This window comes from Spirosoma agri (assembly GCF_010747415.1).
GTDB lineage: Bacteria > Bacteroidota > Bacteroidia > Cytophagales > Spirosomataceae > Spirosoma > Spirosoma agri.
The window spans coordinates 435,159-459,079 of record NZ_JAAGNZ010000001.1 but is presented as its reverse complement, the minus strand read 5'-3'; the positions used below and the strand labels follow the sequence as shown (position 1 = coordinate 459,079).

The 23,921-nt window shown below is 49.6% G+C and carries 18 protein-coding genes; 13 read left to right on the top strand and 5 right to left on the bottom strand.

Annotated features, from left to right (window positions below):
* The first annotated feature begins 34 nt into the window (after positions 1-34).
* From nuoH to GK091_RS01905, 5 genes are all read left to right on the top strand, one after another.
* A complete protein-coding gene (gene nuoH, locus GK091_RS01925; RefSeq protein ID WP_164034941.1) occupies positions 35-1,201 on the top strand; it encodes an NADH-quinone oxidoreductase subunit NuoH in 1,167 nt (388 codons plus the stop codon).
* Positions 1,202-1,268: 67 nt separating this feature from the next.
* A complete protein-coding gene (locus tag GK091_RS01920; RefSeq protein WP_164034940.1) occupies positions 1,269-1,835 on the top strand; it encodes a NuoI/complex I 23 kDa subunit family protein in 567 nt (188 codons plus the stop codon).
* Positions 1,836-1,874: 39 nt separating this feature from the next.
* Positions 1,875-2,429, top strand: coding sequence for an NADH-quinone oxidoreductase subunit J family protein (locus GK091_RS01915; RefSeq protein ID WP_164034939.1), 555 nt, complete (start codon positions 1,875-1,877; stop codon positions 2,427-2,429).
* A 187-nt stretch (positions 2,430-2,616) separates the two neighbouring features.
* The gene (locus tag GK091_RS01910) at positions 2,617-3,486 is read left to right on the top strand and encodes an alpha/beta hydrolase family esterase (protein ID WP_164034938.1); all 870 of its coding nucleotides are present in this window, start codon (positions 2,617-2,619) and stop codon (positions 3,484-3,486) included.
* A 209-nt stretch (positions 3,487-3,695) separates the two neighbouring features.
* A complete protein-coding gene (locus GK091_RS01905; RefSeq protein ID WP_164034937.1) occupies positions 3,696-4,874 on the top strand; it encodes an acetyl-CoA C-acyltransferase in 1,179 nt (392 codons plus the stop codon).
* 51 nt (positions 4,875-4,925) lie between these two features.
* On the opposite strand, the gene GK091_RS29945 is transcribed toward GK091_RS01905, so the two are convergent.
* Positions 4,926-6,791 (bottom strand): LysM peptidoglycan-binding domain-containing protein, encoded by a 1,866-nt coding sequence (locus tag GK091_RS29945; RefSeq protein WP_164034936.1) that lies wholly within the window; start codon positions 6,789-6,791, stop codon positions 4,926-4,928.
* Positions 6,792-7,355: 564 nt separating this feature from the next.
* On the opposite strand from GK091_RS29945, the gene GK091_RS01895 reads away from it, so the two are divergent.
* A complete protein-coding gene (locus GK091_RS01895) occupies positions 7,356-9,170 on the top strand; it encodes an acyl-CoA dehydrogenase family protein (protein WP_164034935.1) in 1,815 nt (604 codons plus the stop codon).
* Positions 9,171-9,326: 156 nt separating this feature from the next.
* A complete protein-coding gene (locus tag GK091_RS01890) occupies positions 9,327-10,451 on the top strand; it encodes a Gfo/Idh/MocA family protein (protein WP_164034934.1) in 1,125 nt (374 codons plus the stop codon).
* Between the two features lie 140 nt (positions 10,452-10,591).
* On the opposite strand, the gene GK091_RS01885 is transcribed toward GK091_RS01890, so the two are convergent.
* The 3 genes from GK091_RS01885 to GK091_RS01875 form a co-directional block, all read right to left on the bottom strand.
* Entirely contained in the window at positions 10,592-11,314 is a 723-nt protein-coding gene (locus GK091_RS01885) for an ABC transporter ATP-binding protein (RefSeq protein WP_164034933.1), read from the bottom strand.
* Between the two features lie 141 nt (positions 11,315-11,455).
* Positions 11,456-14,491: a tetratricopeptide repeat protein gene (locus GK091_RS01880; protein ID WP_164034932.1), complete on the bottom strand. Its 3,036-nt coding sequence runs from the start codon at positions 14,489-14,491 to the stop codon at positions 11,456-11,458.
* Between the two features lie 83 nt (positions 14,492-14,574).
* Positions 14,575-15,963 carry a beta-alanine-activating enzyme beta-propeller domain-containing protein gene (locus GK091_RS01875; protein ID WP_164034931.1) on the bottom strand — a complete coding sequence of 463 codons (1,389 nt, stop codon included), beginning with the start codon at positions 15,961-15,963 and terminating at the stop codon, positions 14,575-14,577.
* Positions 15,964-16,284: 321 nt separating this feature from the next.
* Here GK091_RS01875 and GK091_RS01870 point away from each other — a divergent pair, with 321 nt between their 5' ends.
* Positions 16,285-17,277 carry an aldo/keto reductase gene (locus GK091_RS01870; RefSeq protein ID WP_164034930.1) on the top strand — a complete coding sequence of 331 codons (993 nt, stop codon included), beginning with the start codon at positions 16,285-16,287 and terminating at the stop codon, positions 17,275-17,277.
* 121 nt (positions 17,278-17,398) lie between these two features.
* On the opposite strand, the gene malQ is transcribed toward GK091_RS01870, so the two are convergent.
* Positions 17,399-18,991 carry a 4-alpha-glucanotransferase gene (gene malQ, locus GK091_RS01865; RefSeq protein ID WP_164034929.1) on the bottom strand — a complete coding sequence of 531 codons (1,593 nt, stop codon included), beginning with the start codon at positions 18,989-18,991 and terminating at the stop codon, positions 17,399-17,401.
* A gap of 282 nt (positions 18,992-19,273) precedes the next feature.
* On the opposite strand from malQ, the gene atpD reads away from it, so the two are divergent.
* The 5 genes from atpD (at position 19,274) to GK091_RS01840 (ending at position 23,894) form a co-directional block, all read left to right on the top strand.
* Entirely contained in the window at positions 19,274-20,800 is a 1,527-nt protein-coding gene (gene atpD / locus GK091_RS01860) for a F0F1 ATP synthase subunit beta (protein WP_164034928.1), read from the top strand.
* Positions 20,801-20,912: 112 nt separating this feature from the next.
* Positions 20,913-21,581, top strand: a complete 669-nt coding sequence (locus tag GK091_RS01855; protein ID WP_164034927.1) for a hypothetical protein — start codon at positions 20,913-20,915, stop codon at positions 21,579-21,581.
* A 76-nt stretch (positions 21,582-21,657) separates the two neighbouring features.
* The gene (gene atpC, locus GK091_RS01850) at positions 21,658-21,903 is read left to right on the top strand and encodes an ATP synthase F1 subunit epsilon (RefSeq protein ID WP_164034926.1); all 246 of its coding nucleotides are present in this window, start codon (positions 21,658-21,660) and stop codon (positions 21,901-21,903) included.
* Between the two features lie 165 nt (positions 21,904-22,068).
* Positions 22,069-23,187, top strand: coding sequence for a sensor histidine kinase (locus GK091_RS01845; protein ID WP_164034925.1), 1,119 nt, complete (start codon positions 22,069-22,071; stop codon positions 23,185-23,187).
* Positions 23,184-23,894 carry a LytR/AlgR family response regulator transcription factor gene (locus tag GK091_RS01840; RefSeq protein ID WP_164034924.1) on the top strand — a complete coding sequence of 237 codons (711 nt, stop codon included), beginning with the start codon at positions 23,184-23,186 and terminating at the stop codon, positions 23,892-23,894. Before GK091_RS01845 ends, GK091_RS01840 begins: the two co-directional genes overlap by 4 nt.
* Positions 23,895-23,921 lie beyond the last annotated feature (27 nt).

The following is a 23,921-nucleotide window of genomic DNA, read 5'->3' as shown; positions in this document are numbered from 1 at the left end:
GTAGACCGAAGAATTGTAAACAGAAAAACAAAAAATGGACCTACCCATATTAATCGTTAAGGGAATTATTATTCTGGTTATTTTCGGGATAACGCTTCTCATCGCGACCTATTCAACCTACGCCGAGCGCAAGGTGGCCGCCTTCCTGCAAGACCGCATCGGGCCTAACCGTGCGGGACCGTGGGGGCTGTTGCAACCCATTGCCGATGCGGGTAAAATGTTCTTCAAAGAAGATTTTATTCCGTCGCAGGCCAGCAAATGGCTGTTTATTTTAGGGCCTTGCCTGGCGATGCTTACTGCATTGATGTCGAGCGCGGTGATTCCATTCGCCGATAGCATCCGGTTTGCTTGGGATAAAGTCAACTACGACATTCCCGTACAGGCAATCGAGATCAACATTGGCGTATTATACATTTTCGGCGTTGTTTCGCTGGGTGTGTATGGCGTCATGGTGGGTGGCTGGGCTTCTAACAACAAATTTTCGTTGCTGGGCGCGATTCGGGCCGCTTCACAAAACATCAGCTACGAAATTGCGCTGGGCTTATCCATGATCACGATTCTGATGATGACTGGTTCATTATCCGTTCGGGCAATCGTTAATGAGCAGGCTACCTTCTTCGAATGGAATGTGTTCACGCAACCATTGGGCTTTATTATCTTTCTAACCTGCTCTTTTGCCGAATGTAACCGTACACCTTTCGATCTTCCGGAGTGCGAAACGGAGCTTGTGGGGGGCTATCATACCGAATATAGCTCGATGAAACTTGGCTTCTACCTGTTTGCCGAGTACATCAATATGTTCGTTTCATCAGCCTTTATTTCTTCTTTGTATTTCGGCGGTTTTCACTACCCGTTCATGAACGAAGTGGGAGGAGCTTTGGAAGGGTCGCTAGGAGCAGTAGCCGGGCATAACGTGGCAACGGCAATCCAATTCGTTGTTTTCTTCGGCAAGATCTTATTCTTCATCTTCTTCTTCATGTGGGTTCGCTGGACATTACCTCGTTTCCGCTACGATCAATTGATGAACTTAGGCTGGAAGACATTCATTCCACTGTCGATTCTGAACGTTGTCTTAACGGGCGCTGGATTGCTTTATGATTTCAAATATGCGTCCTGGCTCATTGTTATCGTAATGACCGTGCTAGCCGTAACATCGACCGCCCGGACACCTAAGCAAGCTGTCATTCCACAACAGTCTTAACAGTTTATGACGCTTGGTTTCCAGCTCGATCAATAGCTGAAGATCAGGCGTCGAAAACGGACAAAACATGCAATTAACAAATCGCTCCAAGCAAGTCAGCAATAAGGAAATGACGCTGGCGGAGAAGATGTACTTACCAGCCGTTGTTAGTGGTCTAGCCATCACCATCCGTCACTTTTTCCGCAAGAAGCCGACGATTCAGTATCCTGAAGTAAAAAAATATCTCGGACCGATATACCGGGGCCATCACATCCTGAAACGCGACGAACAGGGTCGCGAACGGTGCACGGCTTGTGGCCTGTGTGCTGTCGCCTGCCCGGCCGAAGCGATCTCGATGGTTGCCGCCGAACGGAAGAAAGGTGAAGAAAATCTGTACCGGGAAGAAAAATATGCGGCTGTTTATGAGATCAACATGCTGCGGTGCATTTTCTGTGGTCTGTGTGAAGAAGCGTGTCCTAAACAAGCTGTTTACCTGCGCCACGATCAAATGGTGCCCGTTTTTCTGGAGCGTGACGAAGTGATTTACGGAAAGGAACGGCTCGTTGAGAAAATGGACGACCGCTATATTCGTGTCGCCAATTCAGAAGTAAAAGCGACACCAACGGAGCCTAGCCTGACACGAGCTGCTACCTAGTCGTTCTTTCTCACCCATCGTTCTCCATTTACCTGAACCATGACCGAATTTATAACTTTTTTTAAGTCTCTGACGCCCACCGGATACCTGTTCCTAATTCTTACGGGTATCACCTTATTTTGTGCCATTGGCGTTGTAACGGCTCGTAATCCTATTTACAGCGTTCTGGCCCTAATTGCGACCTTCTTTTGCCTATCAGGTCATTACATTCTATTGAATGCTCAATTTCTGGCAGCGGTCAATATTATCGTCTACGCGGGTGCAATCATGGTCTTGTTTCTGTTCACCATCATGTTTCTGAATCTGCGGAAAGATGATGAAGAATCGAAAACGAACCTAACCAAAATAGCGTCAGTGGTTGTTGGCGGCTTATTGATGGTGATGCTCATCACCATTTTTCGGGCTAAAAGCGCTCAAGTGCCAGTCGTAAACTCGGCGTCATTTAACGCGAAAACAGGTTTGGTTGAAAACCTGGGCAACCTGCTGTACAGCGATTATATTCTGCCCTTCGAACTGGCATCCGTGCTCTTTCTGGTTGCTATGGTCGGTGCCGTTATGCTCGGTAAGCGTGAAGCAGGTGACCGTCATTTTTAACCGTTGATTTGAGGGGTTATTTTGATCATACTGATAGTAAGCCGCTCATTGAGCGGCTTTTTTTATGGACGTGGGGCCTGCCTGTCCAGTAAAACAACTGGATCATTCCCTTCTTTATCTATTCCCTTCACATGCCTCTGCACAACGGCATGGAGTGTTAGATCAATTCTATTTGTACAACGATCATATGGTTCGCTACGTCTTATTTTTCACTTTTCTCGGATTAAGCAGCGCATCAGCGCAAGAGCCGTTGCTTACGGATTCTATTCGGGTCGATGGTCACTATCGAACATTTCATTTCATTAAACCGCCTAAGTCCAATGCAACGCTGATCTTTATCTTGCATGGATCAGGCGGCAATGGACTTGGCATTCGGGAGGGAGCGCGAAAACTGGAGGAAAAAGTAGATGACGAAAATCTGCTGCTCGTCTATCCGGATGGCTACAAACGGTACTGGAATGAATGCCGGAAAACGGCCAACTCAGCAGCCAACAAAGAGAACATAGATGAAAATACGTTTTTCGGGGAGATGATCACCTATTTAGCTGATAAATATACGATCAATCAGAAGCAAATTTTTGCCGTGGGAACGTCGGGAGGTGGCCATATGGCTTACAAACTTGCTTTGACCATGCCCGAAAAATTTCGGGCCATATCGGCGCTCGTCGCCAATCTTCCCGACACCAACAATCTAGACTGTCCCGAAAAACGGGTTCCTATCCCCGTTATGATTGTCAACGGTACCGACGACAAGGTTAATCCATACATGGGTGGTGAAGTCCTGACCAATAACATCAGCTTGGGGCTGGTGCGCTCCACCGATCGGACGTTCCAGTACTGGTCTACGCTGGCGGGTTACACGAATAAACCGACAAAAGTGCTATTGCCCGACACGGACCCCTCGGATGGAAAAACGATCGAACGATACACGTATAAGCAAAAAGGGAAGCCCGAAGTCACGCTCCTGAAAGTGTTGGGTGGGAAGCATGACTACCCGAACGATATTGATGTGTATCTCGAATCGCTTGCTTTCTTCAAACGGCAGCTAACTCGCTAGCAACGTACCATATCGCTCGCTTCTCCTACTATCTGAACGGCTTATTGTCTTACAGCCATATTGTGGAGGCTCATCTGCATGATGAAAAACGCACGCGTACAGATATAGTATGCTTGCATAATAATTTTCGTTCGGACTGTGATTTTTCCCGCGAAAATTAGGTTATTGCAGTAAGTTTCCTGCTTAACCAGTAATCAACAGTCTGTTTTATGGACGCATACATTGTAGCCGGATACCGTACTGCCGTGGGTAAAGCCCCGCGCGGAGGTCTCCGTTTCACTCGCCCCGATGATATGGCGGCTGAAGTTATCAAGCATTTGATAAGCCAGGTTCCCAATTTTGACCCGGCCCGTGTTGAAGATCTCATCGTTGGAAACGCGGTTCCCGAAGCAGAGCAAGGCATGCAGATTGCCCGCTATATCGCCTTGTTATCGCTGCCCAACAGTGTGCCGGGTATGACGATCAACCGGTATTGTGGCTCGGGACTGGAAGCAATCGCCATTGCATCGGCGAAGATCCATGCTGGACTAGCCGATTGCATCATTGCCGGTGGTACCGAATCCATGTCGCTCGTACCGGTGATGGGATGGAAAACGGCACTGAACTACGAAATCGCTAAAACACATCCTGATTATTACATCGGTATGGGCCTGACGGCTGAGCAGGTTGCCCAGCAGTTCAAGATAAGTCGTGATGCTCAGGATGAGTTTGCGTATGAATCGCATCAGAAAGCATTAGCCGCTCAGAAAGACGGGAAGTTCACGGACGAGATTGTCCCCATCAACGTGAGCGAAACTTATTTTGATGCGGAGAGCGGCAAAAAGAAAAATCGCGAATGGACTGTTGCTCAGGACGAAGGACCACGAAAAGATACGAGTGCCGAAGGTCTGGCTAAATTGAAGCCAGTATTTACAGCGGGCGGATCGGTAACGGCGGGTAATTCGTCGCAGACATCGGATGGTGCGGCTTTCGTGATCGTTATGTCGGAGCGGCTGGTCAATGAGTTGAATTTGCAGCCTATTGCGCGTATGGTATCGTATGCTACCGCTGGCGTCGAACCCCGGATAATGGGTATTGGCCCGGTTGCTGCAATTCCGATTGCGCTGCAAAAAGCGGGTTTGAAACAGGATGACATAGACCTGATCGAATTAAACGAAGCATTCGCGGCTCAGTCGCTGGCTGTTATTCAGGAGTTAGGACTAGACAAGAGTAAAATCAATCCGAATGGCGGAGCGATTGCGCTTGGCCACGCACTTGGCTCTACCGGAGCCCGATTGTCGGTTCAGCTGCTGAACGAGATGCGTCGTCGCGATCAGAAGTATGGGATGGTTTCTGCCTGCGTCGGCGGTGGGCAGGGTGTTGCCGGTATCTTCGAACGACTGAATTAAAGCCAATCTATAGAAGAAGCCGAACGTGATCAATGTCGCGTTCGGCTTCTTTCATTTCCGGATCAGCAGTTTCTGACCGATTTCGATGACGTAGTTTGGCAGATTGTTCCAGCGCATGAGGTCTTCCACCCGTACCTTATTAATCAAAGCGACACGATACAGCGTCTGGCCCGCTTTCACGGTGTAATAAATAGCCTCTTTTACGGGGGAAACGACAAATAGATTGACCAGATTGCCCCGCCCCGGCTGCTTCTTAACAACTGGCTTAGCCGACACGACCCGTTGTTTCTCCCGAGCGATGCGTTGTTTTTCCGTAACATCGATAATCAATTCCTGGCCCACTTTGAGTGGAATGCGTTCGGATAAATTATTCCAGGTATAAAGCTGCTTGACTGTAACGCCATATAAGCGGGCAATCGCGAAATACGTCTGACCAGGGGTAACAACGTGCAGTTTAATGGCCTCAATCACCTCGTGCTGCGCCGTGTCAACATGACTGATGCTATCGCTCACAGCCAGTAAATCCTCATCTAAAGACCTTGCTGAACTATCATCCGGTGTTTTGGGGCTAATAAGCGCAGCTTTGTTATCAGTTACCGGGCTGGACGTAATCACTGCTGGCTTTTGCTCCGGTAACGAACTTGGACTAGGCTCCAGACCTTTTTTTTCAGCGATGACGGGTTCTGGCGATGTAAATTGTTTTTGCTCATCGACCGGTAGCTGCCGGTACTCGGCAGGCCGGTTAGCTGGTCGTTTCGCTTGCAGCCACAAAACCCGACCGGTTTGCACTCGCTGGGTAGCCGTGATGTCATTGAATCGAAGCAGCGACTTCAACTGCACACCGTATATGCTTGCGACTTCACGTAAGGTTTGATTCTTCTGAACAACATGAAACGGCACTTTGGCGCGTTTGGCCTTGCGCTCGAGGTAGTAAATCTCACCGGGCCGGGCAATGTCATTTATGCTTAAGTCGTTGAAATTCAGAAAAGCATTGATCGTAATATTCCCATAGAAGGCTAGGGTAATGAAGTTATCGCAATTCTGCGCCTGCACACCCCGACGATTATTGATCTTGTAATAAATAGCCAGTGCCCGCAATCCTTCAGCCTGCTCGTCTACTTTGGTCAGTATTGGAAAGCCAACATCCATCCGGCGAACGACAGCCGTCTCCATACCTGACTCTGCTATTGAGCGAACAAGCGCGAACTCATCGGGCGTAACCTGAACAAATACGCTGTATTCTTTGCCGGTCGGCACAACCGTCGTCTTAAGCCATTGGTTGAACGGTTTGACCCGTTCTTCGGTGACCCGCAGGCGGTCAGCAATAGTCTGAAGGGCTTTCCCCTCACCATTCTGATACTCGAACAGCATGTAGCTTACGGACGGGCGATAGGTCGGTTCTTCGTGTTCAAAGACTAACTTACGGGCCAAGATTTTCCAGATCAACGGTGGGCTATTCGGCTTGAGCAGGATATATGACGGGTCGATGCGCTCGGGAGCCGGTGGATTTATCTCCCCTTTAAGGTACTGTAGCAGTGCCAGTACGTAATTACCCTGCGTTTTTTGCAGTTGAGAAATGTTGACTAAAACAGCTTCCGTGCTTACGATGGGATGGTATCGTTCATCGACCGTTTGATCGATACGAAGTTTGAGGTCTCGGGCATGTGCCTGCGATAACGCCCAAAACCCGGTTGTGTCATTATTCGTAAACGGTAACGCGGCATATCGAAAATCGTCGGGTAGGTCAACTTCGGTAAATAGAGGCTTTAAGAGCGGTGTGAGTTGCCGAAGCGTATTCATATCGGTCTGAATACCAGCCCGATTCGTGTACAGCTGCTGTACCTCCTGTTGCACCTGTAATCGACCGGGTTGGGTTAGATGAACCGAAACGCCGGCAAAATCAATGTCGTATGGCACATCAGGAATAGACTGACTACGTACAGGGAGCCCTAATCCGATTATACAGGACAGTAAAATAGATAAATTAACGAGGGCCCTAATAGAAATTTCAATCGAAACCATAGAATAGAACGATACAAACCTCATTAATAGTAACATTTTATTCTTTTAAGTCCTCGAATATAATTTATAAAAGCCTGCCGATACACGTCTAAGTCGATAAAACTGCCCGATCAGGTTTCAACCACACCAACTGGAGGGGTTAGTTTCCTCATTACAAGCTTTTTATCGTATCGACCTTGTAAATGTAATCCTTTTCGCCAAGTGGCCTACTACTGTTGCCGATGAATTTTTCGAGCGGAACCGAGCCCATATAGGGCTTAAAAACGATTAGCGCATTGATTTTACTCACTTGCTGAACTTATGGTGATGATTGAAATTAGCGATTTATTATAGAAGTGATCTTGCCTCCATTACAAGCGCAAAGCCTTACTTTTTATTATTAGTATGCTTGCATACTAATAATAAAAATGCGTTCTTTGTCTAATCAATAGTATGCACGCATAATAAACCCCTTGTACCATGATTGCGACAGAACCTAAAGCTTCCATCAAAGGGGGCGAATTTCTGATCAAAGAAACTGAAGCGGCACACGTTTTTATTCCCGAAGAATTTACCGAAGAGCAACAGATGATTGCAGCCAGCAGCCGCGAGTTTATAGCACGCGAAATCTGGCCTCGACTCAATGATATTGATAATGCAAAGTCGCCGGAGCTGATTTCGTCGTTGATGGACAAAGCGGGTGAACTGGGCTTACTTGGCACATCCGTACCCGAAGAGTTTGGAGGCTTCGGCATGAATTTTAATACATCGATGCTGGTGGCCGAAGTGACGGGCGCGGGTCACTCCTTTTCAGTGGCGTTATCGGCACACACGGGTATTGGCACGTTACCGATCGTCTATTACGGCAACGACGAGCAGAAATCGAAATACCTGCCAAAGCTGGCTACCGGCGAATGGAAAGCGGCCTATTGCCTAACCGAACCTGATTCCGGCTCTGACGCCAACTCAGGCAAAACCAAAGCGACTCTGTCCGAAGACGGTACGCATTACGTCCTGAATGGGCAGAAAATGTGGATTACCAATGGCGGTTTCGCTGATGTCTATATCGTTTTCGCAAAGATTGACGATGGCAATGGCCAGCTAGATAAGAACTTGTCGGCTTTTATCGTTGATCGCGGTTTCGAAGGCATTTCGATGAACGAACCGGAGCATAAAATGGGTATCAAAGGGTCCGATACTCGCCAGATTTTCTTTAACGACGTAAAAGTGCCCGTTGAAAACTTGCTGTCTGAACGGGGCAATGGTTTCAAGATAGCGGTAAATATTCTGAATATTGGCCGGATCAAATTGGGTATTGCAGCCGTTGGCGGGTCGAAAGGCGTGATCAATCAGGCCATACAGTACGCCAACGAGCGCAAGCAATTCAAAACGCCCATTTCACAGTTCGGGGCTATCAAGCACAAACTGGCCGAGATGGCCCTGAAGGTCTACGCATCGGAAACAGCTAGTTACCGTGCCGGCCAGAATATCGATGAGCTGATCGAAGATTTGAAAAGCCAGGGTATGGAAGATGGTCCGGCGAAACTCAAAGCGTTGGAACAGTTTGCCATTGAGTGTGCGATCATGAAAGTCCACGGATCCGAAGTGCTGGATTACGTCGTCGATGAAGGGGTTCAGATATACGGTGGCATGGGCTATTCGGCCGATGCTCCCATGGATCGCGCTTACCGAGACGCCCGTATTAACCGGATTTTCGAAGGTACCAACGAGATCAACCGAATGCTTATTGTGGACATGCTGTTGAAGCGGGCCATGAAGGGCGAACTCGATCTGATGGGCCCAGCAATGGCTGTAGCCAAAGAAATCATGTCTATTCCTGACTTCAATATGGATGAAGAAGACGGACTTTTCGTAGCCGAGAAGAAAGTACTTCGGAACCTGAAAAAGGCAGCGTTGATGGTTTCTGGTGCCGCCGTGCAGAAATTCATGATGAACCTGTCCGAAGAGCAGGAAATACTGATGAATGTGGCCGACATGGCTATTGAAATCTACGTAGCTGAATCGGTACTGCTGCGCGTTGAGAAGCTGATTGGCCTTAAAGGGGAGCATGCCGTTGACCTGCAAAAGCAGATGGCACTGGTTTATCTGCACGAAGCCGTTGAGAAAGTCAATAACTCGGGTCGTGCGGCCATCACGTCGTTTGCCGAGGGCGATGAACTACGGGGTATGCTGATGGGGCTGAAACGCTTCACCAAAATTGAGCCGATGAACCTTAAAAACAGCCGCCGTGTGATTGCCGATGCACTCATTGCGGAAAACAAATATATTTTTTAGACACGACACGGGTTCTGATCCCGTCAAGTGCTGAGAAACATACGCCTTAGTCACGAAAAGAGCCGCCCTCGTTCAACAGGGGCGGCTCTTTCGCGGTTGGGTAGATAAGTTCCAGAACTGGCTTTTCACGACGAGTTCTATAAAATCGACTCAATCATGCTAGCAACTTCTCTTTCGCGCCGAAACTTTCTGGCGGGCATTGGCGCATCGGCTCTGACACTACCCATGCTGACCGATGTTTTTGGTAATCCTATTCAATCCGACCCCTCACAGCAGGGCCGAAAACTGGGTATTGCCCTGGTTGGTCTGGGTTATTATAGCAAGAATCTGCTGGCACCCGCTTTGCAGGAAACACAGAATTGTCGCTTGGCGGGCATTGTAACCGGTACTCCATCGAAGGTCGACGAGTGGAAACAGAAGTACAACATTCCACAGGCGAACGTGTACGACTACAAAACGTTTGACCGCATCGCCGACAATAAAGATATTGATGTCGTTTACGTCGTGCTGCCGAACTCAATGCACGAAGAATTCGTGATTCGGGCGGCTCAGGCGGGCAAGCATGTCATCTGCGAAAAGCCGATGGCAATTACCCCGAAAGCGTGTCAAAATATGATCGACGCCTGTAATAAAGCGAACAAACAACTAGCCATCGGCTACCGGCTCCATTACGAGCCATTCACGAAAGAAGTGATGCGGCTCGGCCAGGAAAAAGTGTTTGGTCCTATAAAATTCGTTGAAAGCAGCGATGGCTTTCGAATCGGCGATCCCACCCAATGGCGTATGAAGAAAAGCATGGCGGGCGGTGGACCGTTGATGGACGTGGGCATTTATGCTGTTCAGGGCAGCCGTTATGTTACGGGCGAAGAGCCAATTTCCGTCACGGCCCAGTTTTCGCCTAAAACCGAACCCGACAAATTCAAGGACGTTGAAGAGACCATGTTCTGGCAGTTCCAATTTCCGAGTGGAGCCGTTTCGAACTCAACGACCAGCTATACAGCGGGTATCGAACGACTTCGCGCTTCCTGCGAGAAAGGATGGTTTGAGCTATCACCCGCTTTTGGTTATGGTCCACTGAAGGGAATGACGAGTAAAGGCCCGATCGAGCAACCGGTTGTAAACCATCAGGCTGCGCACATGGATGGGGTTTGCAAAGACCTCCTGGACAATAAAAAACTCCCGGATCATGTTACCGGCGCCGAAGGTCTGCGTGATGTTCGCTTGTTGCAGGCGATCTATCAAGCCGCCGAAACAGGCCGGAAGATCAATCTGAAAGCATAAAGCGCAATGACTACCCGTTAGTTTTTTCCCACAGAGGCACAAAGTTTATCTCTGTACTCTTTGTGCCTCTGGGAGAAACCAGTTAATGACGTAGAGCTAAAACAGGTATTTCACGAAGCGCACGATTTCAGATCACCCTTTTATTCTAATGACTGAATTAGTGCGTGCGCTTTGCGAATGTTGGTATTTACCCGGTCTGTTTCGATCAGGCCGTCGCGAAGCCGGATAATCCGATGGGCGTATTCGGCAATATCTTCTTCGTGCGTTACCATAATTACGGTGTTTCCCTTGCTATGAATCTGGTCGAACAGATCCATAATCTCATAGGACGTCTTGGTGTCGAGGTTCCCCGTCGGTTCATCGGCGAGCAGAATGCTGGGGTCATTGACCAATGCCCGCGCTACAGCCACCCGTTGTCGCTGACCACCCGAAAGCTCATTGGGACGGTGTCCGGCCCGGTTTTCCAGACCAACATTTTTGAGAGCCAGCATGGCTTTCTCCGTCCGATCGGCTTTGTTGTAACCCGCGTAAATGAGCGGCAGCGCTACGTTTTCGAGTGAGGTTTGACGAGGTAGCAGATTGAACGTTTGAAAGACGAACCCAATTTCCTTGTTACGTACTTCAGCCAGTTCGTTTTCGCCCATGCTGCTCACATCCTGACTGTTCAGAATATATTGACCGGATGTTGGCGTATCGAGACAACCGACAATGTTCATCAGCGTCGATTTACCAGACCCAGACGGTCCCATAAAGGCGACGTATTCCCCTTTTTGAATATCGATTGTGATGGATTTTAATGCATCGACAACTTCAGTTCCCATTACGTAGCGTCTGGCGATAGCACGAGTTTCAATAATATTCATAGTGGATGAAGTCGGGCAGCGTCAGCAATGGCCTCGAACGTAAGTTTGTCTATCTGGTTAAGAACAACAATATCGCTAGTCGATGTCAGATTCGCATCATGGACGACGATATATCCGAGATCTTGACCAAACAAAGCTACCCTATTGACGAAATTTCTGACGACTGTTTTCGATTGACGCCATTTTTTCCTGATAAGTTGCCAGAAACGTCTGATAATCGGCGGGTGTAGTAGCGGCCCGGAGCTTTTCCAATCCATTTTCGGCGTAATCGCGCAGGCTCAGATCAAGGCTCAGGCTAACGTAGGTTTTGAGCAATTCGGCGTTGTCTTCGTTGTAGGGCAACGCTCGTACGACCAGATCATAGGCTGTTCTGGCTTGCTTCTGTTGTCGCTGAAGTTGAGCAGCAGCGGAAACAATGTCAGGGTTTAGCGGAGCCAATTGCACAGCAGTCTGATAAGCCTGTTTCGCCTTGGCAAACAGGCGATTTCGTTCGTATGTCTGCCCAAGCCAGTAGTTACGTTCAGCCTGGTAGCTGGCTAGTATCGGCTTTTTAGCCATTGTTTCCGCCGAACCGACACTACGCCGAAAAGCCGACAACCGCAGGGCAGCGATGGTCCGCATGGACATAGCCACGGAAGTGATCTTGTCCGAATCCGGCAGACCGGATAGAACCAGTTGGGCATTCCGCCATTGCAGATCGTCGAGGTAATTGTTGGCCAGCGCGACACCCGAAACGGTTTTCAGGTTCGGATCGATAATCGTTTCCCAGTAAGCGCCCCGATTAAGATCATCTGTCCGATAGGTGGCGTACACTGCTTTTTCCAGGTCCGTCTGCGGCTTCCGTTCATCATATAGTACCTGCGTCAACGCAGCCACCGCCGGATCGTTTTTGGAAGCCGTTTCCCAGAGCGACTGCGCAATAGCCAGCTCATTGGCTTTGGTCAGCGCCACCGCCCGGTAATAAATCGATGCCGTATCCGAATTGTAAGCGAATGATTCCGCAGCCCGACGATTCAGTCCCTGCTCCAGAAACCAAAGTCCGGCGATTGATCGATACGTAGAACCATTCTGCTGATCATTTTCAGCCAGCTGATTCATCAGCCCAAACGCATCCAAGTGATTATGATTTGTGTATTCGGCTACCGCGCGAGCCACCAGTAAATCATCCGAGAAATCCTGATTTACGGGATTGACCGATAAGCGCTTAATCGTTCCGGTCAGGCTCGTATCCGGTTGCTGGCTCAACAGAGCGTAATTGTACAGACTCGCAAAGCGTCCAACGCTTAGTCCCTGATTGACCGGCCCATTCGTCAGCCAGGCTGGTTTATCCGGTTGTGTTGTGTCTGGTTGGGCTAGCCGGGACTGATTCATTAGACGTAGGATCAATGCATTGGCCTGATAGGATTCGTACGTTGACTTGGTCATACTCTTTGCCAGCGTCGAATCGGCGGCCAGCACCGTCGGATTTCTCGCGTAGAACGAAAGCAGGTTCGATTCCGGCACCTCATCGCGCGCGACATTGCCCGTCGCTGCTTTCAGGTAATAATAAGCAGAATCCGCCACGCTCGTGCGGGCGTAGAGATAACCGAGGTTGTTCTGCAATTCGCCACTGCCGGGAAAAGCGCGAAGCCCACGTTGCAGCGTCTTGACGGCCTCAAAAAATAAATCCGTTTGCAGAAAGGTCTGGCTCAGTCCGGCGTAGTCGTGTGGATTTGGCTGTTTCAGCAAGGCTTGCTGGAAATAAAAAGCCGCTGCCGTCTGGTTGTTCTGCGCCAGAGCCAGCGATGCCAGCGAGTAATTCGACTTATGATTCTGAAATTCCTGTTCCAATGCCAGATTGTAGAACGCGTTCGCCGATGTTGGCTCGTTGCTCGCGACGTAATAATCACCCAATCCGTTGTAATAACCGGCAACACCCTGCCGAAACGTAATCAGACCACCCGACGCTACCAATACGATAGTCCCGACAACCCCAACAATACGGAACAGGCTTAGTTCGAGCCGTTTGGGTTTGTAAAGCACTCGGTAAACAGGCAGATGCTGCTGATAGATAGGCAAAAAATTAATGGCAACATAAGCCACAAAACAGAGGCCAACAGCCAAGTGCGTGTAAACAATCACATCCTCGAACAGCTCAACCAGCGGGTCATTTCCCGTGGCGAAGGCATACGTCATTGTCAGCGTTGTGATCAGGACCAGACCTACGTACAGATATGCCCCCGAATCCCGGAATGAGACGGCTTCCTGTTGTTGAATCAACCGACGAAAGCCCCATACACCCAGCGTCACCGAAATCAGGTAGAGTACGAACGGACTGATCGCCAGTATATCCCAATCAATGGATTTTGTGTTTTTGAGCCAGATAAGGCCCATATTAAGCAGGTACAAAAAACTGATAAACAGAAAGTTGTTAAAGCCTAACGTTTGCCGTTGACCTACCTGAAGGGCGTTGCTTTCCGACTTGCCCGCCGACGTAATCCAGACCAGTCCGGCGATGATTTCGGGAGCGATAAAGAAAATAAAGCCGATGCTGAACACCAGCAGAACGGGCATCCCATAACTTACGAGGATCATACCCGGAAACGCTACCGGAGACAAAAAGCCGAGAAGCGTTGCTACGACAGCTATCAGCAACGAAAACACGCCCAGCCGAATCAAAATTGGGTGATCGGACCGGAAGGCATGAAAATAGTAACTGACCGATCCAAAAATGAACGTCAAGATCAGGAAAAGATAATTACCGCCGAGCCCTGGAATTTCGAGCATTTCCCACCGAAAAAAGGCGAGTCCAAGTATGAGAAGCGCCATACTGACCAGATAACGCACTCGGTCAAAACGGGTGACTGCACTCAGCAGCAGAACAAAGGCCAGACTGACACCAATTAGAAAGGCGGTGGCTACACCAGGACGAATCTGCATTGCCGAGGCCACAAACTGCTCCGACACGGCGTAAGCTTTGCTATTGACGGCGTAATCGAGTAACCCATCCGAGAACGATTGAGCAGTTACGGGCAATTCATTGAGTTCACTCAGTACATCCCAATGTACGACATTAGCGAGTCCCCGCGCCCAGGCAACGACAAACAGGACCAGGCTGATAGCACTAAAAAGAAGACCTATTACATACGTAAACCGAGCGGTGCGGCCCCACGTAGACCAGAAAAATAAGGACGACATGAAACAGAAACGCAGTTAATAGCGGGTTAGTGCGTGCCTCGCCATCTTGTTGTACAGGCTTATACTCTTCTCTCGATCAAGAACTACTGCTGCCCACCACTGATACCCGCCGTGAAGCCAACTACGTTCGTATTCGCCAGACAGGGACTTGCTCCAATCTTCGCATCAAGCGGAACACGCCACCAGAACACTCCGCTCGTTGCGTTCAGACAATAAAAACCGCTATCCTGTCCACCGAAATAGACCAACCCGTTATAGACCAGCGGGCTGGAACTGATACCAGCCCCTGTCCCGTATTTCCAGCGTTGCGTTCCCGTGTTGGTGTTTAGGGCGTACAGCGTATTGTCTTCACTGCCAATATAAACTAATCCGTTGGCAACGGTCGGGCTCGACGTTACGCGGCCACCCGTACTAAATTTCCACTTACCAGCTCCCGTTATGGCATCGAGTGCGTAGAGATTGTAATCATCACTACCCACGTAAACGACCCCATCAGCAACCGTCGGGCTCGACGTTACCCGCCCGCCTGTGCTAAATTTCCACCTGATGGTCCCCATTGACGCATCAAGGGCGTAGAGATTGTAATCATCGGTGCCAACATAGATCAATCCACCAACCACAGCCGGGCTGGACGTGATTTTATCGCCCGCGCTAAATTTCCAGCGCTGTTTCCCGGTAGCTGCTTCCAGCGCATAGAGTGTTCTGTCCTGGCTGCCGAAATAGACGGACCCGTCAACAACTACCGGGCTGGACGTGATTCCACCGGCAGTGCCGAATTTCCAGCGCAACGAACCCGTCATTGCATCAAGAGCATAAAGAACCTGATCCTCACTCCCCGCAAACACCAGCGTTCCCGAAACTACCGGACTTGACAATATCCCTTTTCCGGCACTGTACTTCCAGCGTTGCGTTCCCGTTCTCGCATCGAACGCAAAAAGATTACCATTTTCTGTACCTGTAAACACCATCCCTGCCGATACAAACGCACTGGCCGAGATAGCAGAACCGGTTGAAACACGCCACTTCACAGCACCCGTGCCACCATCTAAAGCAAAAAAGTTACCGATTCCGTTGCCTATGTACACAAACGTACCGGCATTGGTAACGGGGCTAGCCACACTGACCGAGACGATGTAGGCTTGACTCTTGTTATCTGCACCCGTAACCGTGTACGAAATGGGGTTACTAAAATTCTGGGCAACGCCAGAGGCTGGTGTCACGACCGCATTTAACGACACGGCTATGGTGGGCACCAGTTTGGTCAGGTCCGTACCCACTGGAACCGTTGCGTGAATGGTGTGAGCCACCGAATCTACGACGCCAGCGATGGTTGGATTGAACCCCGTAAACACAAATGACTCGATCGAATTACCCGCATTGGTCGGCATCGGATCATCCGGCTTAGTACAGGCTACGACAAGGAGAACCAGGCAAGCCAGTCGCAGCAATGAAGTTGATAACGTTCGGATCATTAGTCGCACAAATTGAGTTGAACAAGCTAACCGAACGTCGAAATCGATGAGAAATCGTCACTTGGTTAGCCAGGCATTACCCTGAATGACATCTAGCATTTACTGTGCCATTGTAACGATATATAAAATAAAGAATCTTTATAAATAAACAGAAGCGAAAATAGGTATGCGTAAACGCCAAAATTCTGATGCTTTTTCTTATATCGTATTCATTAACATCTTGTGACTAAGTGCATCCGCAAGAAACGGTAACGGTCCTGTTGGCAACAAAAAGGCTAAATTCTTCTTTTACAAGAAGCGTACAACGTTATCAAAAGAGACATGGAATACAGAAAAGTAGGTGATTCGGATCTATCCGTTTCCGTCATCACATTTGGCGCATGGGCGGCCGGGGGTTGGATGTGGGGCGGCACGGAACAAACAGGAGCTATTGACGCCATTAGGGCATCGTACGAGTTGGGCGTGACATCGATCGATACCGCACCCATCTACGGGCAGGGAGCCAGTGAAGAAATAGTCGGTGAAGCCATCAAGGATCTTCCCCGCGATAAAATACAGATTCTGACGAAATACGGCATGCGCTGGGATCTTGCCAAAGGTGATTTTGGCTTTAAAAGTCAGGATAACGCTGGTAAGCCTATCGATGTCTATAAATATTCTGGCAAGGAAAGTATCATTAAGGAATGTGAAGACAGTCTGAAACGGCTTGGCACCGATTACATTGATCTGTATCAAATGCACTGGCCCGACATAACGACTCCAATCGAAGAGAGCATGGAAGCCGTGCTACGGCTGATCGAGCAGGGTAAGATTCGACAAGCGGGAGTCAGCAACTATACGGCCGAACAGATGCAGCTAGCCGAGTCCGTGGTGAAATTGGCATCGAATCAGGTGCCGTTCAGTATGCTCAACCAGGCGATCAATGACTCGCTAGTACCTTACTCACTCGAACATAAAAAAGGTATTCTGGCCTACAGTCCTATGGAACGGGGTCTACTAACCGGAAAAATAAAGCCGGGTCACCAGTTTGCCGAAGGCGATCACCGGGCCGGGTATCGCTTCTTTAAGGAGCAGAACATTGTTCAGACCAGCGCATTTCTGGAGAAACTCAAGCCATTGGCCGATGAGAAAAACGCCAGTATGGGCCAACTGGTTATCCGCTGGACCATCGAACAGCCGGGCATTACCGCAGCACTGGTTGGAGCCCGTAATGCTGAACAGGCCATCCAGAACGCCAAAGCCATCGACATCACACTTTCAGCCGATGAACTGGCGTTCATCAATGAACAAATCCAGACGCTGGAATTAGTTTAACAAGTACCGCAGGCGGGAGCTCGTGGAACCGAATACTACGTTGATTTGATATTCAACTCGACAGCGTAGCCTTCGGCTTCATGGGCTCTCGCCCGCATTACCTGATCCGTATAGTTCTCTGTTACGCGCCTTCGGCCCGGCCCGTCATTTTTGTGATTTTCAACAACTTTTCAGCGGCTTCATCGGTCAATTGACCAGATTGTAATCGCCATTGCCAACTTCGACCGCCCAGCCCCGGCGTATTCATTCGGTTGGTTTCGTCAAGATTTAGAATGTCCTGTACGGGCATAATAGCGAGTCGGGCAACGGATTGCATCGTCAAGCGAACAACCTGATCGACGACATTATCTTCGTCAACGGGAACGCCAATGTACTCATCCAGTCGTTGGCGTACCTCTGCACTGGATTCACGGAACCAGCCCAGGGTTGTGTTGTTATCGTGCGTACCCGAATAAACGACCACATTTTCAGTATGGTTATGAACGGCGTGAGAAGACGTTGGCAAATCATCCCCGAAGCCAAACTGAATCACACGCATACCCGGAATACCATAATGACGCAGATGAGGCTGCATGTCAGCCGTACGAGCTCCCAGATCTTCCGCAATGACTGGCAAATGCACGAACTGGCGGTACATCGCGTGCATAAACGGCTCGATCGGGGCTTTTACCCACTCCCCAACTTTGGCGGTTGGCTCACTGGCGGGAATTTCCCAATAGATCGCAAAACCCAGAAAGTGGTCAAGGCGCGTCAGACTGTACAGCGACATCTGATGCCTTAGGCGGTGCATCCACCAGGCAAAACCCGTTCGCCGATGTTCTTCCCAATCATAGATCGGATTTCCCCATCGCTGGCCATACTCACTGAAATAATCGGGTGGAGCCCCAGCAACAAACAAAGGCTGCAAGTGATCATCCAGTTTGAACAGAGTCTGGTTGGCCCACACATCAGCGCTGTTGAACTGAACGTAGATCGGAATATCGCCGATGAGGTGTATTTTCCGAGTGTAGCAATACGCGATCAGCTCATTCCATTGCCGCAGAAAGAAATATTGCAAGACCTTGATCACCTCAATCCGGTCATGGAGCAACTCCCGCTGACGGGCCAGCGCAGCCGGTTCGCGTCGAACGATATCCTCCGACCAGCGCACCCAAGTCGGTTCACCGGTTTCCTCTTGCAGGGCCGAAAAAAGGGCATAATCCTCGAGCCAGTCAGTCTGCCAGAGACAAAACCGATCATAATCACTGCGTTGACCAGGCGTTGCTTCGCGCAGGAACGTTTCGGCGGCTACTTGCAGGAGAGGACGTTTTTTTAGCCAGGCAGCATGAAGCGTGGACGGTGCCAGCACAAGCGGTCCGGCCAGCACGGCCGATGTCGTATCACCGGATGTGGACGGAGCTTCGCTTACCGAAACCCCCTGAAGCGACTGTTCATTGAACACCGCCAGATCCTCTGGGCTTAGCAGATTGTCTTCGGCCAGCTTTTCCAGACTAATCAATAGAACATTGCCAGCAAAAGCCGAAGGGCTACTGTAGGGTGAAAAGCCCGCTCCCGGATCGACCGGCGTCAGGGGCAGAATTTGCCAATAGGTTTGACCAGCAGCGTACAGGAAATCGGCGAAGCGGTATGCTTCCGGCCCTAAGTCCCCAACGCCGTGCGCGGAGGGTAATGACGTAATATGGAGCAGAAGGCCGCTTGAGCGTTGTTGAAGCATGAAACAGAGTGGTTAGTGACAAATTGGTGGTTAGTCGGTTGTAATCCATTTATTATTGAAAAGTAACTCAGGTAGTGCCAACCACCAGCAACTGACTTTTGTACAAATCCGCTCCGGGCCGATTTTGTTTACTCCTCAGGATAAAAACCTAACTACCAAATGCATTCTAGGGTCTAATAACCCGAAAATGACTAGGCTACGCCTTGACCTTACGCTGTTTTTCTCCTACTTTTGCAGTCCCAAACAATGGGCAACATTTCAATAAAGCTACATCATATACAAATGAGTACGGCAACGGCAGTCAATAAGGGTAAGATTACGCAAATAATCGGGCCAGTCGTGGACGTGAGTTTTGAGAGCGAAGGCGCTCGGATTCCGGCCATTCTGGATGCCCTCAAAGTAACTAAAGCCAATGGGCAACAGGTCATCCTGGAGGTACAGCAACACCTTGGGGAAGACCGGATTCGCGCCATCGCCATGGACTCGACCGACGGCCTGTATCGCGGCTTAGACGTCATTGATCTTGGGCATCAAATCACCATGCCAACCGGCGAAGGTATCCGTGGACGGCTATTCAACGTCGTTGGTGATGCCATCGATGGTATTCCTCAGCCTAAAACGACGGGCATCGGCCTACCGATTCACCGGGCCTCTCCGAAATTCGAAGACCTCGCGACATCGACCGAAGTTCTGTTTACAGGTATAAAAGTTATTGACCTCCTTGAGCCTTACGCGAAGGGCGGAAAAATCGGTCTCTTCGGTGGTGCCGGTGTTGGCAAAACCGTATTGATTCAGGAGCTGATCAACAACATTGCAAAGGCTTATTCAGGTCTGTCGGTGTTCGCTGGTGTCGGTGAGCGTACCCGTGAAGGAAATGACCTGCTTCGTGAAATGATCGAAGCCGGTATCATCAAATACGGCGACGCGTTCAAACATTCGATGGAAGAAGGCGGCTGGGATCTTTCCAAAGTAGATATGGAGGAAATGACCAAAAGCCAGGCAACGTTCGTATTCGGTCAAATGAACGAACCGCCGGGAGCCCGCGCTCGTGTGGCCCTGTCAGGTCTGACCATTGCCGAACACTTCCGCGATGGTGATGGTGAAGGTGCCGGTCGCGACATTCTGTTCTTCGTCGATAACATTTTCCGGTTCACACAGGCGGGTTCGGAAGTATCGGCTCTGCTGGGCCGGATGCCATCGGCCGTAGGGTATCAGCCAACGCTTGCTACCGAGATGGGCGTCATGCAGGAGCGTATCACGTCGACCAAGCGTGGTTCGATCACCTCAGTACAGGCCGTTTACGTACCTGCCGATGACTTGACTGACCCAGCGCCGGCTACGACGTTTGCCCACCTTGATGCCACTACGGTATTGAGCCGAAAAATTTCTGAGCTGGGTATCTATCCAGCTGTGGATCCGCTTGACTCTACGTCACGGATTCTGACCGCCGAAATTCTGGGTGATGAGCATTATAACACGGCTCAGCGCGTAAAAGAGATTCTGCAACGCTATAAAGAATTGCAGGATATCATTGCCATCCTAGGTCTGGAAGAATTGTCGGAAGAAGACAAACTGGTTGTATCCCGCGCCCGTCGCGTACAACGCTTCCTGTCGCAGCCGTTCTTCGTGGCGGAACAGTTCACCGGTTTGAAAGGCGTTCTGGTTCCCATCGAAGACACGATCAAAGGATTCAATCAAATCATTGACGGTAAGTATGATTACCTGCCCGAAGCAGCGTTCAACCTCGTCGGTACGATCGAAGACGCCGTAGCGAAAGGTGAGAAACTGCTGAAAGAAGCCGGTCAATAAGCATAAAAATCATAGAGGTCTGTCAGCTTTATTTTATTTGTCAGGCCTCTATGAGAAACCAAGTGCCCGTTTTTAAGTCTAACGGTCCATAAACAGAAATGCAATTAGTTTTATGAAATCGTCGATTAGATTTAGTTCGGGCATGTTGTTGCTACCCTTGAGCCTGTTTCTTGTAACCGCTGGTGTCGCCCAGACCGTAACGCCATTAGTTCAAGCATCTTTAGCAACAGGTGCGATCAGTGAGGTTGCGCTTATACCACAGGATAGTTCATCGACCGCGACTGCCCATCTGGACAGTGCCGTAGCTGCGCTAGCGAAAGGGGATAAGACCACAACAACGGAGGAGCTTAAAACGGGTATTGCCGGTTTAGAAGCGGAAGCGGAACGAAAGCCAACTTCCTTCAAGACAAAGTTATTGGCTCAGGCCAGTAAACTGAAAGCCTTGCTACCCTTGATTCCAACCGGAGCATTGGGAAGCGGTTTGCTCGGGAAGGCCGTTGATCTGGCTAAGCTGGCATCAGGCGGTAACAAACTCGAAGGACTGTTGGCAGCCGGATCACTGATTGGCAAAGGCAGTCAGCTAACAAGCAGTTTGAGTGGCATTGGCAGCGCACTGTCAGGACTTAGCGGCACGAGCCAATCGACTAGCCAGTCGTTGCTCTCCAAAGCATTGAGTACTGTCAGTAAATTAGATCAGGGTGGTTTAACGGCAAAAGCGGCTGAACCGGCGGCAAAGACCCAGATCAGTAGCTTACTTAACTTAGTAAAAGGAGTTTTATAAACGATGTAGGCATAGGCTATAGGAGGAAGGTTAGTCAGCCAATCCTATAGCATACATCCTATATCATACCTATCGTATGACAGTAGACATTATCACTCCCGACCGTAAGGTCTTTTCCGGTGAGGCTAGTGCCGTTACATTTCCGGGCAGCGAAGGTCAGTTTCAGGTTCTGAACGATCACGCCCCGTTAGTGAGCACCCTGGATCGCGGGCCGATTGTTGTGCAAACAGCGTCCGGCCAGCAGACATTCACCGTTGATGGTGGTGTCGTTGAGGTATTACAAAATAAAGTACTGGTTCTTGCCGAAGCTGTTGTTGTCTAGGCAGCTACCCGTACGGTTGCAATTCATAAAGAAGCGTTCTGTTCGTAGTAGCAGAACGCTTCTGCTTTTGTAAGCTGTGCCGTTTACCGGCAGATTCGGCATCTCTACCGCGATTCTTCTCAAGTAATGATCAGGTTCAGTAACTTTCCTTATTCGCCTACCCGTATGAATAAGAAGGTATCCCTTATTGCCATTCACCTGTTCGGTTGCCTGACCTTCCTGGCTTTGCCTTACATTATTGACGACGACGGTCTTTCGAAAGTAGCTGAATTGGCCTACAATCCGCACGAGCAGCGCAATCTCCTGTCCTACCTGCTAACAATAGCCTTTTTCTACACGAATTTCTACGTGCTGATCCCGCAGTTCTTTTTTGCGAGAAATTATATAGTATACAGTTTAACCGTTCTGGGTTGTTTCCTGATCATCGAACAGACGCTAACCAGCATCAATCGCCGGGGATTGTCTTTAAAACCACAAAGGCAGGAGCAGCTCCCTCCCCCACCGCCCGATCAACTAGGATACCAGCCTCCTTTCAATCCAGGTGGTCGTCCGCCGATGCCACCGAACGGCTTTCCTCAACCAAGACAATCACAACAACCGGGCTTGCCGCCCGAAATTAGTCAGACATTTTTCCTTTTTCTGATCGGCTTTTTGCTGTCGCTGGCTATTCGCGTTAACAACCGATGGCGGGAAACGGAACGCGAAAAACTAAATACTGAATTATCGTATTTGAAAGCTCAAATTAATCCGCATTTTCTGTTCAATACGCTGAACAGTATCTATTCGTTGGCCCTCGAACAGTCGGATCGGACCGCCGAAGCCATTACCCGCCTTTCTTCCTTGATGCGCTACGTGATTCAGGACGCTGCCGTCAAGCAGGTGCCACTGGCTAAAGAACTGGAGTACATCAGCCATTACGTTGCCCTGCAAAAAATACGGCTGGACGAAACAGTTCAAATCGATTTTTCGATCAGCGGTCAACCCAACGGTCATCAGATTGCTCCGCTGATTCTGATTTCGTTCATCGAAAATGCGTTCAAGTACGGCGTAAATCCCAGCGACGATTCGCACATTCAAATCAGCTTGTCGGTTCAGGCGAATGAACTGCACTGCCACGTTTTCAATAAGAAAGTCCGTATTTCGCAGGACACCGTTACCACCAGCGGTATTGGCCTGGCAAACACCCAGGCCCGCTTGCAGTTAGTATATCCGAAGCAGCACCAGTTACAGATCAACGACCAGCCTGCTGACTTCACGGTCGATTTATACCTCACGCTGACATGATTCGAGCCATTGCCGTCGATGATGAACCACCAGCTCTCCGGATCCTTAGCAATTTTTGCGGGCGCGTTGATTTCATCGAGCTGCAAAAAACGTTCTTCAGGGCTAACGAAGCCTTGGATTTTCTGGCTACCAACGCCGTTGATCTGATTTTTCTCGACATCAATATGCCCGCCTTGTCGGGGCTTGATTTTCATAAGTTATTACCGCAGCCCACGCTGGTTATTTTTACGACGGCTTACTCTGAATATGCCGTAGAAGGGTTTACGCTCAACGCAGCAGACTATCTGCTTAAGCCGTTTACATTCGACCGATTCGAGCAGGCGGTTAACAAAGCACGTGACGCCTATCAATTCAGGCAGCAGCAGACTGAACGGGGTAAACCGGCTTATTTATACGTTCGGGCCGACTACCGGCTGTATCAGATTCCGTTGTCCGACATTCTGTTCATTGAGGGATTGGACGATTATCTTAAAATCCACCGGCAGCAGGAAAAGCCCGTTGTCTGTCGCATGACGATGAAGGCGATCCTGCAACAACTTCCCGAAACGGCGGCCTCACCCGAACGCTTTAGTCGCGTTCATCGCTCATTTATCGTTCCCATGAATCGCATTGAAGCTGTCCGCAACAAAACCATTTTACTGGCGGGCCACGAAATTCCGATTGGGGCGAGTTATGAAGCTGACTTTTTCCGGCAATTTGGGACCTAGGTTGCCATAATCACGTCACCGTTTCTT

Bases quoted from the DNA above. Each gene is read 5' to 3' on its own strand.
- nuoH (WP_164034941.1), top strand. From the start codon at position 35: ATGGACCTACCCATATTAATCGTTAAGGGAATTATTATTCTGGTTATT.
- GK091_RS01920 (WP_164034940.1), top strand. From the start codon at position 1,269: ATGCAATTAACAAATCGCTCCAAGCAAGTCAGCAATAAGGAAATGACG.
- GK091_RS01915 (WP_164034939.1), top strand. From the start codon at position 1,875: ATGACCGAATTTATAACTTTTTTTAAGTCTCTGACGCCCACCGGATAC.
- GK091_RS01910 (WP_164034938.1), top strand. From the start codon at position 2,617: ATGGTTCGCTACGTCTTATTTTTCACTTTTCTCGGATTAAGCAGCGCA.
- GK091_RS01905 (WP_164034937.1), top strand. From the start codon at position 3,696: ATGGACGCATACATTGTAGCCGGATACCGTACTGCCGTGGGTAAAGCC.
- GK091_RS01895 (WP_164034935.1), top strand. From the start codon at position 7,356: ATGATTGCGACAGAACCTAAAGCTTCCATCAAAGGGGGCGAATTTCTG.
- GK091_RS01890 (WP_164034934.1), top strand. From the start codon at position 9,327: ATGCTAGCAACTTCTCTTTCGCGCCGAAACTTTCTGGCGGGCATTGGC.
- GK091_RS01885 (WP_164034933.1), bottom strand. From the start codon at position 11,314: ATGAATATTATTGAAACTCGTGCTATCGCCAGACGCTACGTAATGGGA.
- GK091_RS01880 (WP_164034932.1), bottom strand. From the start codon at position 14,491: ATGTCGTCCTTATTTTTCTGGTCTACGTGGGGCCGCACCGCTCGGTTT.
- GK091_RS01875 (WP_164034931.1), bottom strand. From the start codon at position 15,963: ATGATCCGAACGTTATCAACTTCATTGCTGCGACTGGCTTGCCTGGTT.
- GK091_RS01870 (WP_164034930.1), top strand. From the start codon at position 16,285: ATGGAATACAGAAAAGTAGGTGATTCGGATCTATCCGTTTCCGTCATC.
- malQ (WP_164034929.1), bottom strand. From the start codon at position 18,991: ATGCTTCAACAACGCTCAAGCGGCCTTCTGCTCCATATTACGTCATTA.
- atpD (WP_164034928.1), top strand. From the start codon at position 19,274: ATGAGTACGGCAACGGCAGTCAATAAGGGTAAGATTACGCAAATAATC.
- GK091_RS01855 (WP_164034927.1), top strand. From the start codon at position 20,913: ATGAAATCGTCGATTAGATTTAGTTCGGGCATGTTGTTGCTACCCTTG.
- atpC (WP_164034926.1), top strand. From the start codon at position 21,658: ATGACAGTAGACATTATCACTCCCGACCGTAAGGTCTTTTCCGGTGAG.
- GK091_RS01845 (WP_164034925.1), top strand. From the start codon at position 22,069: ATGAATAAGAAGGTATCCCTTATTGCCATTCACCTGTTCGGTTGCCTG.
- GK091_RS01840 (WP_164034924.1), top strand. From the start codon at position 23,184: ATGATTCGAGCCATTGCCGTCGATGATGAACCACCAGCTCTCCGGATC.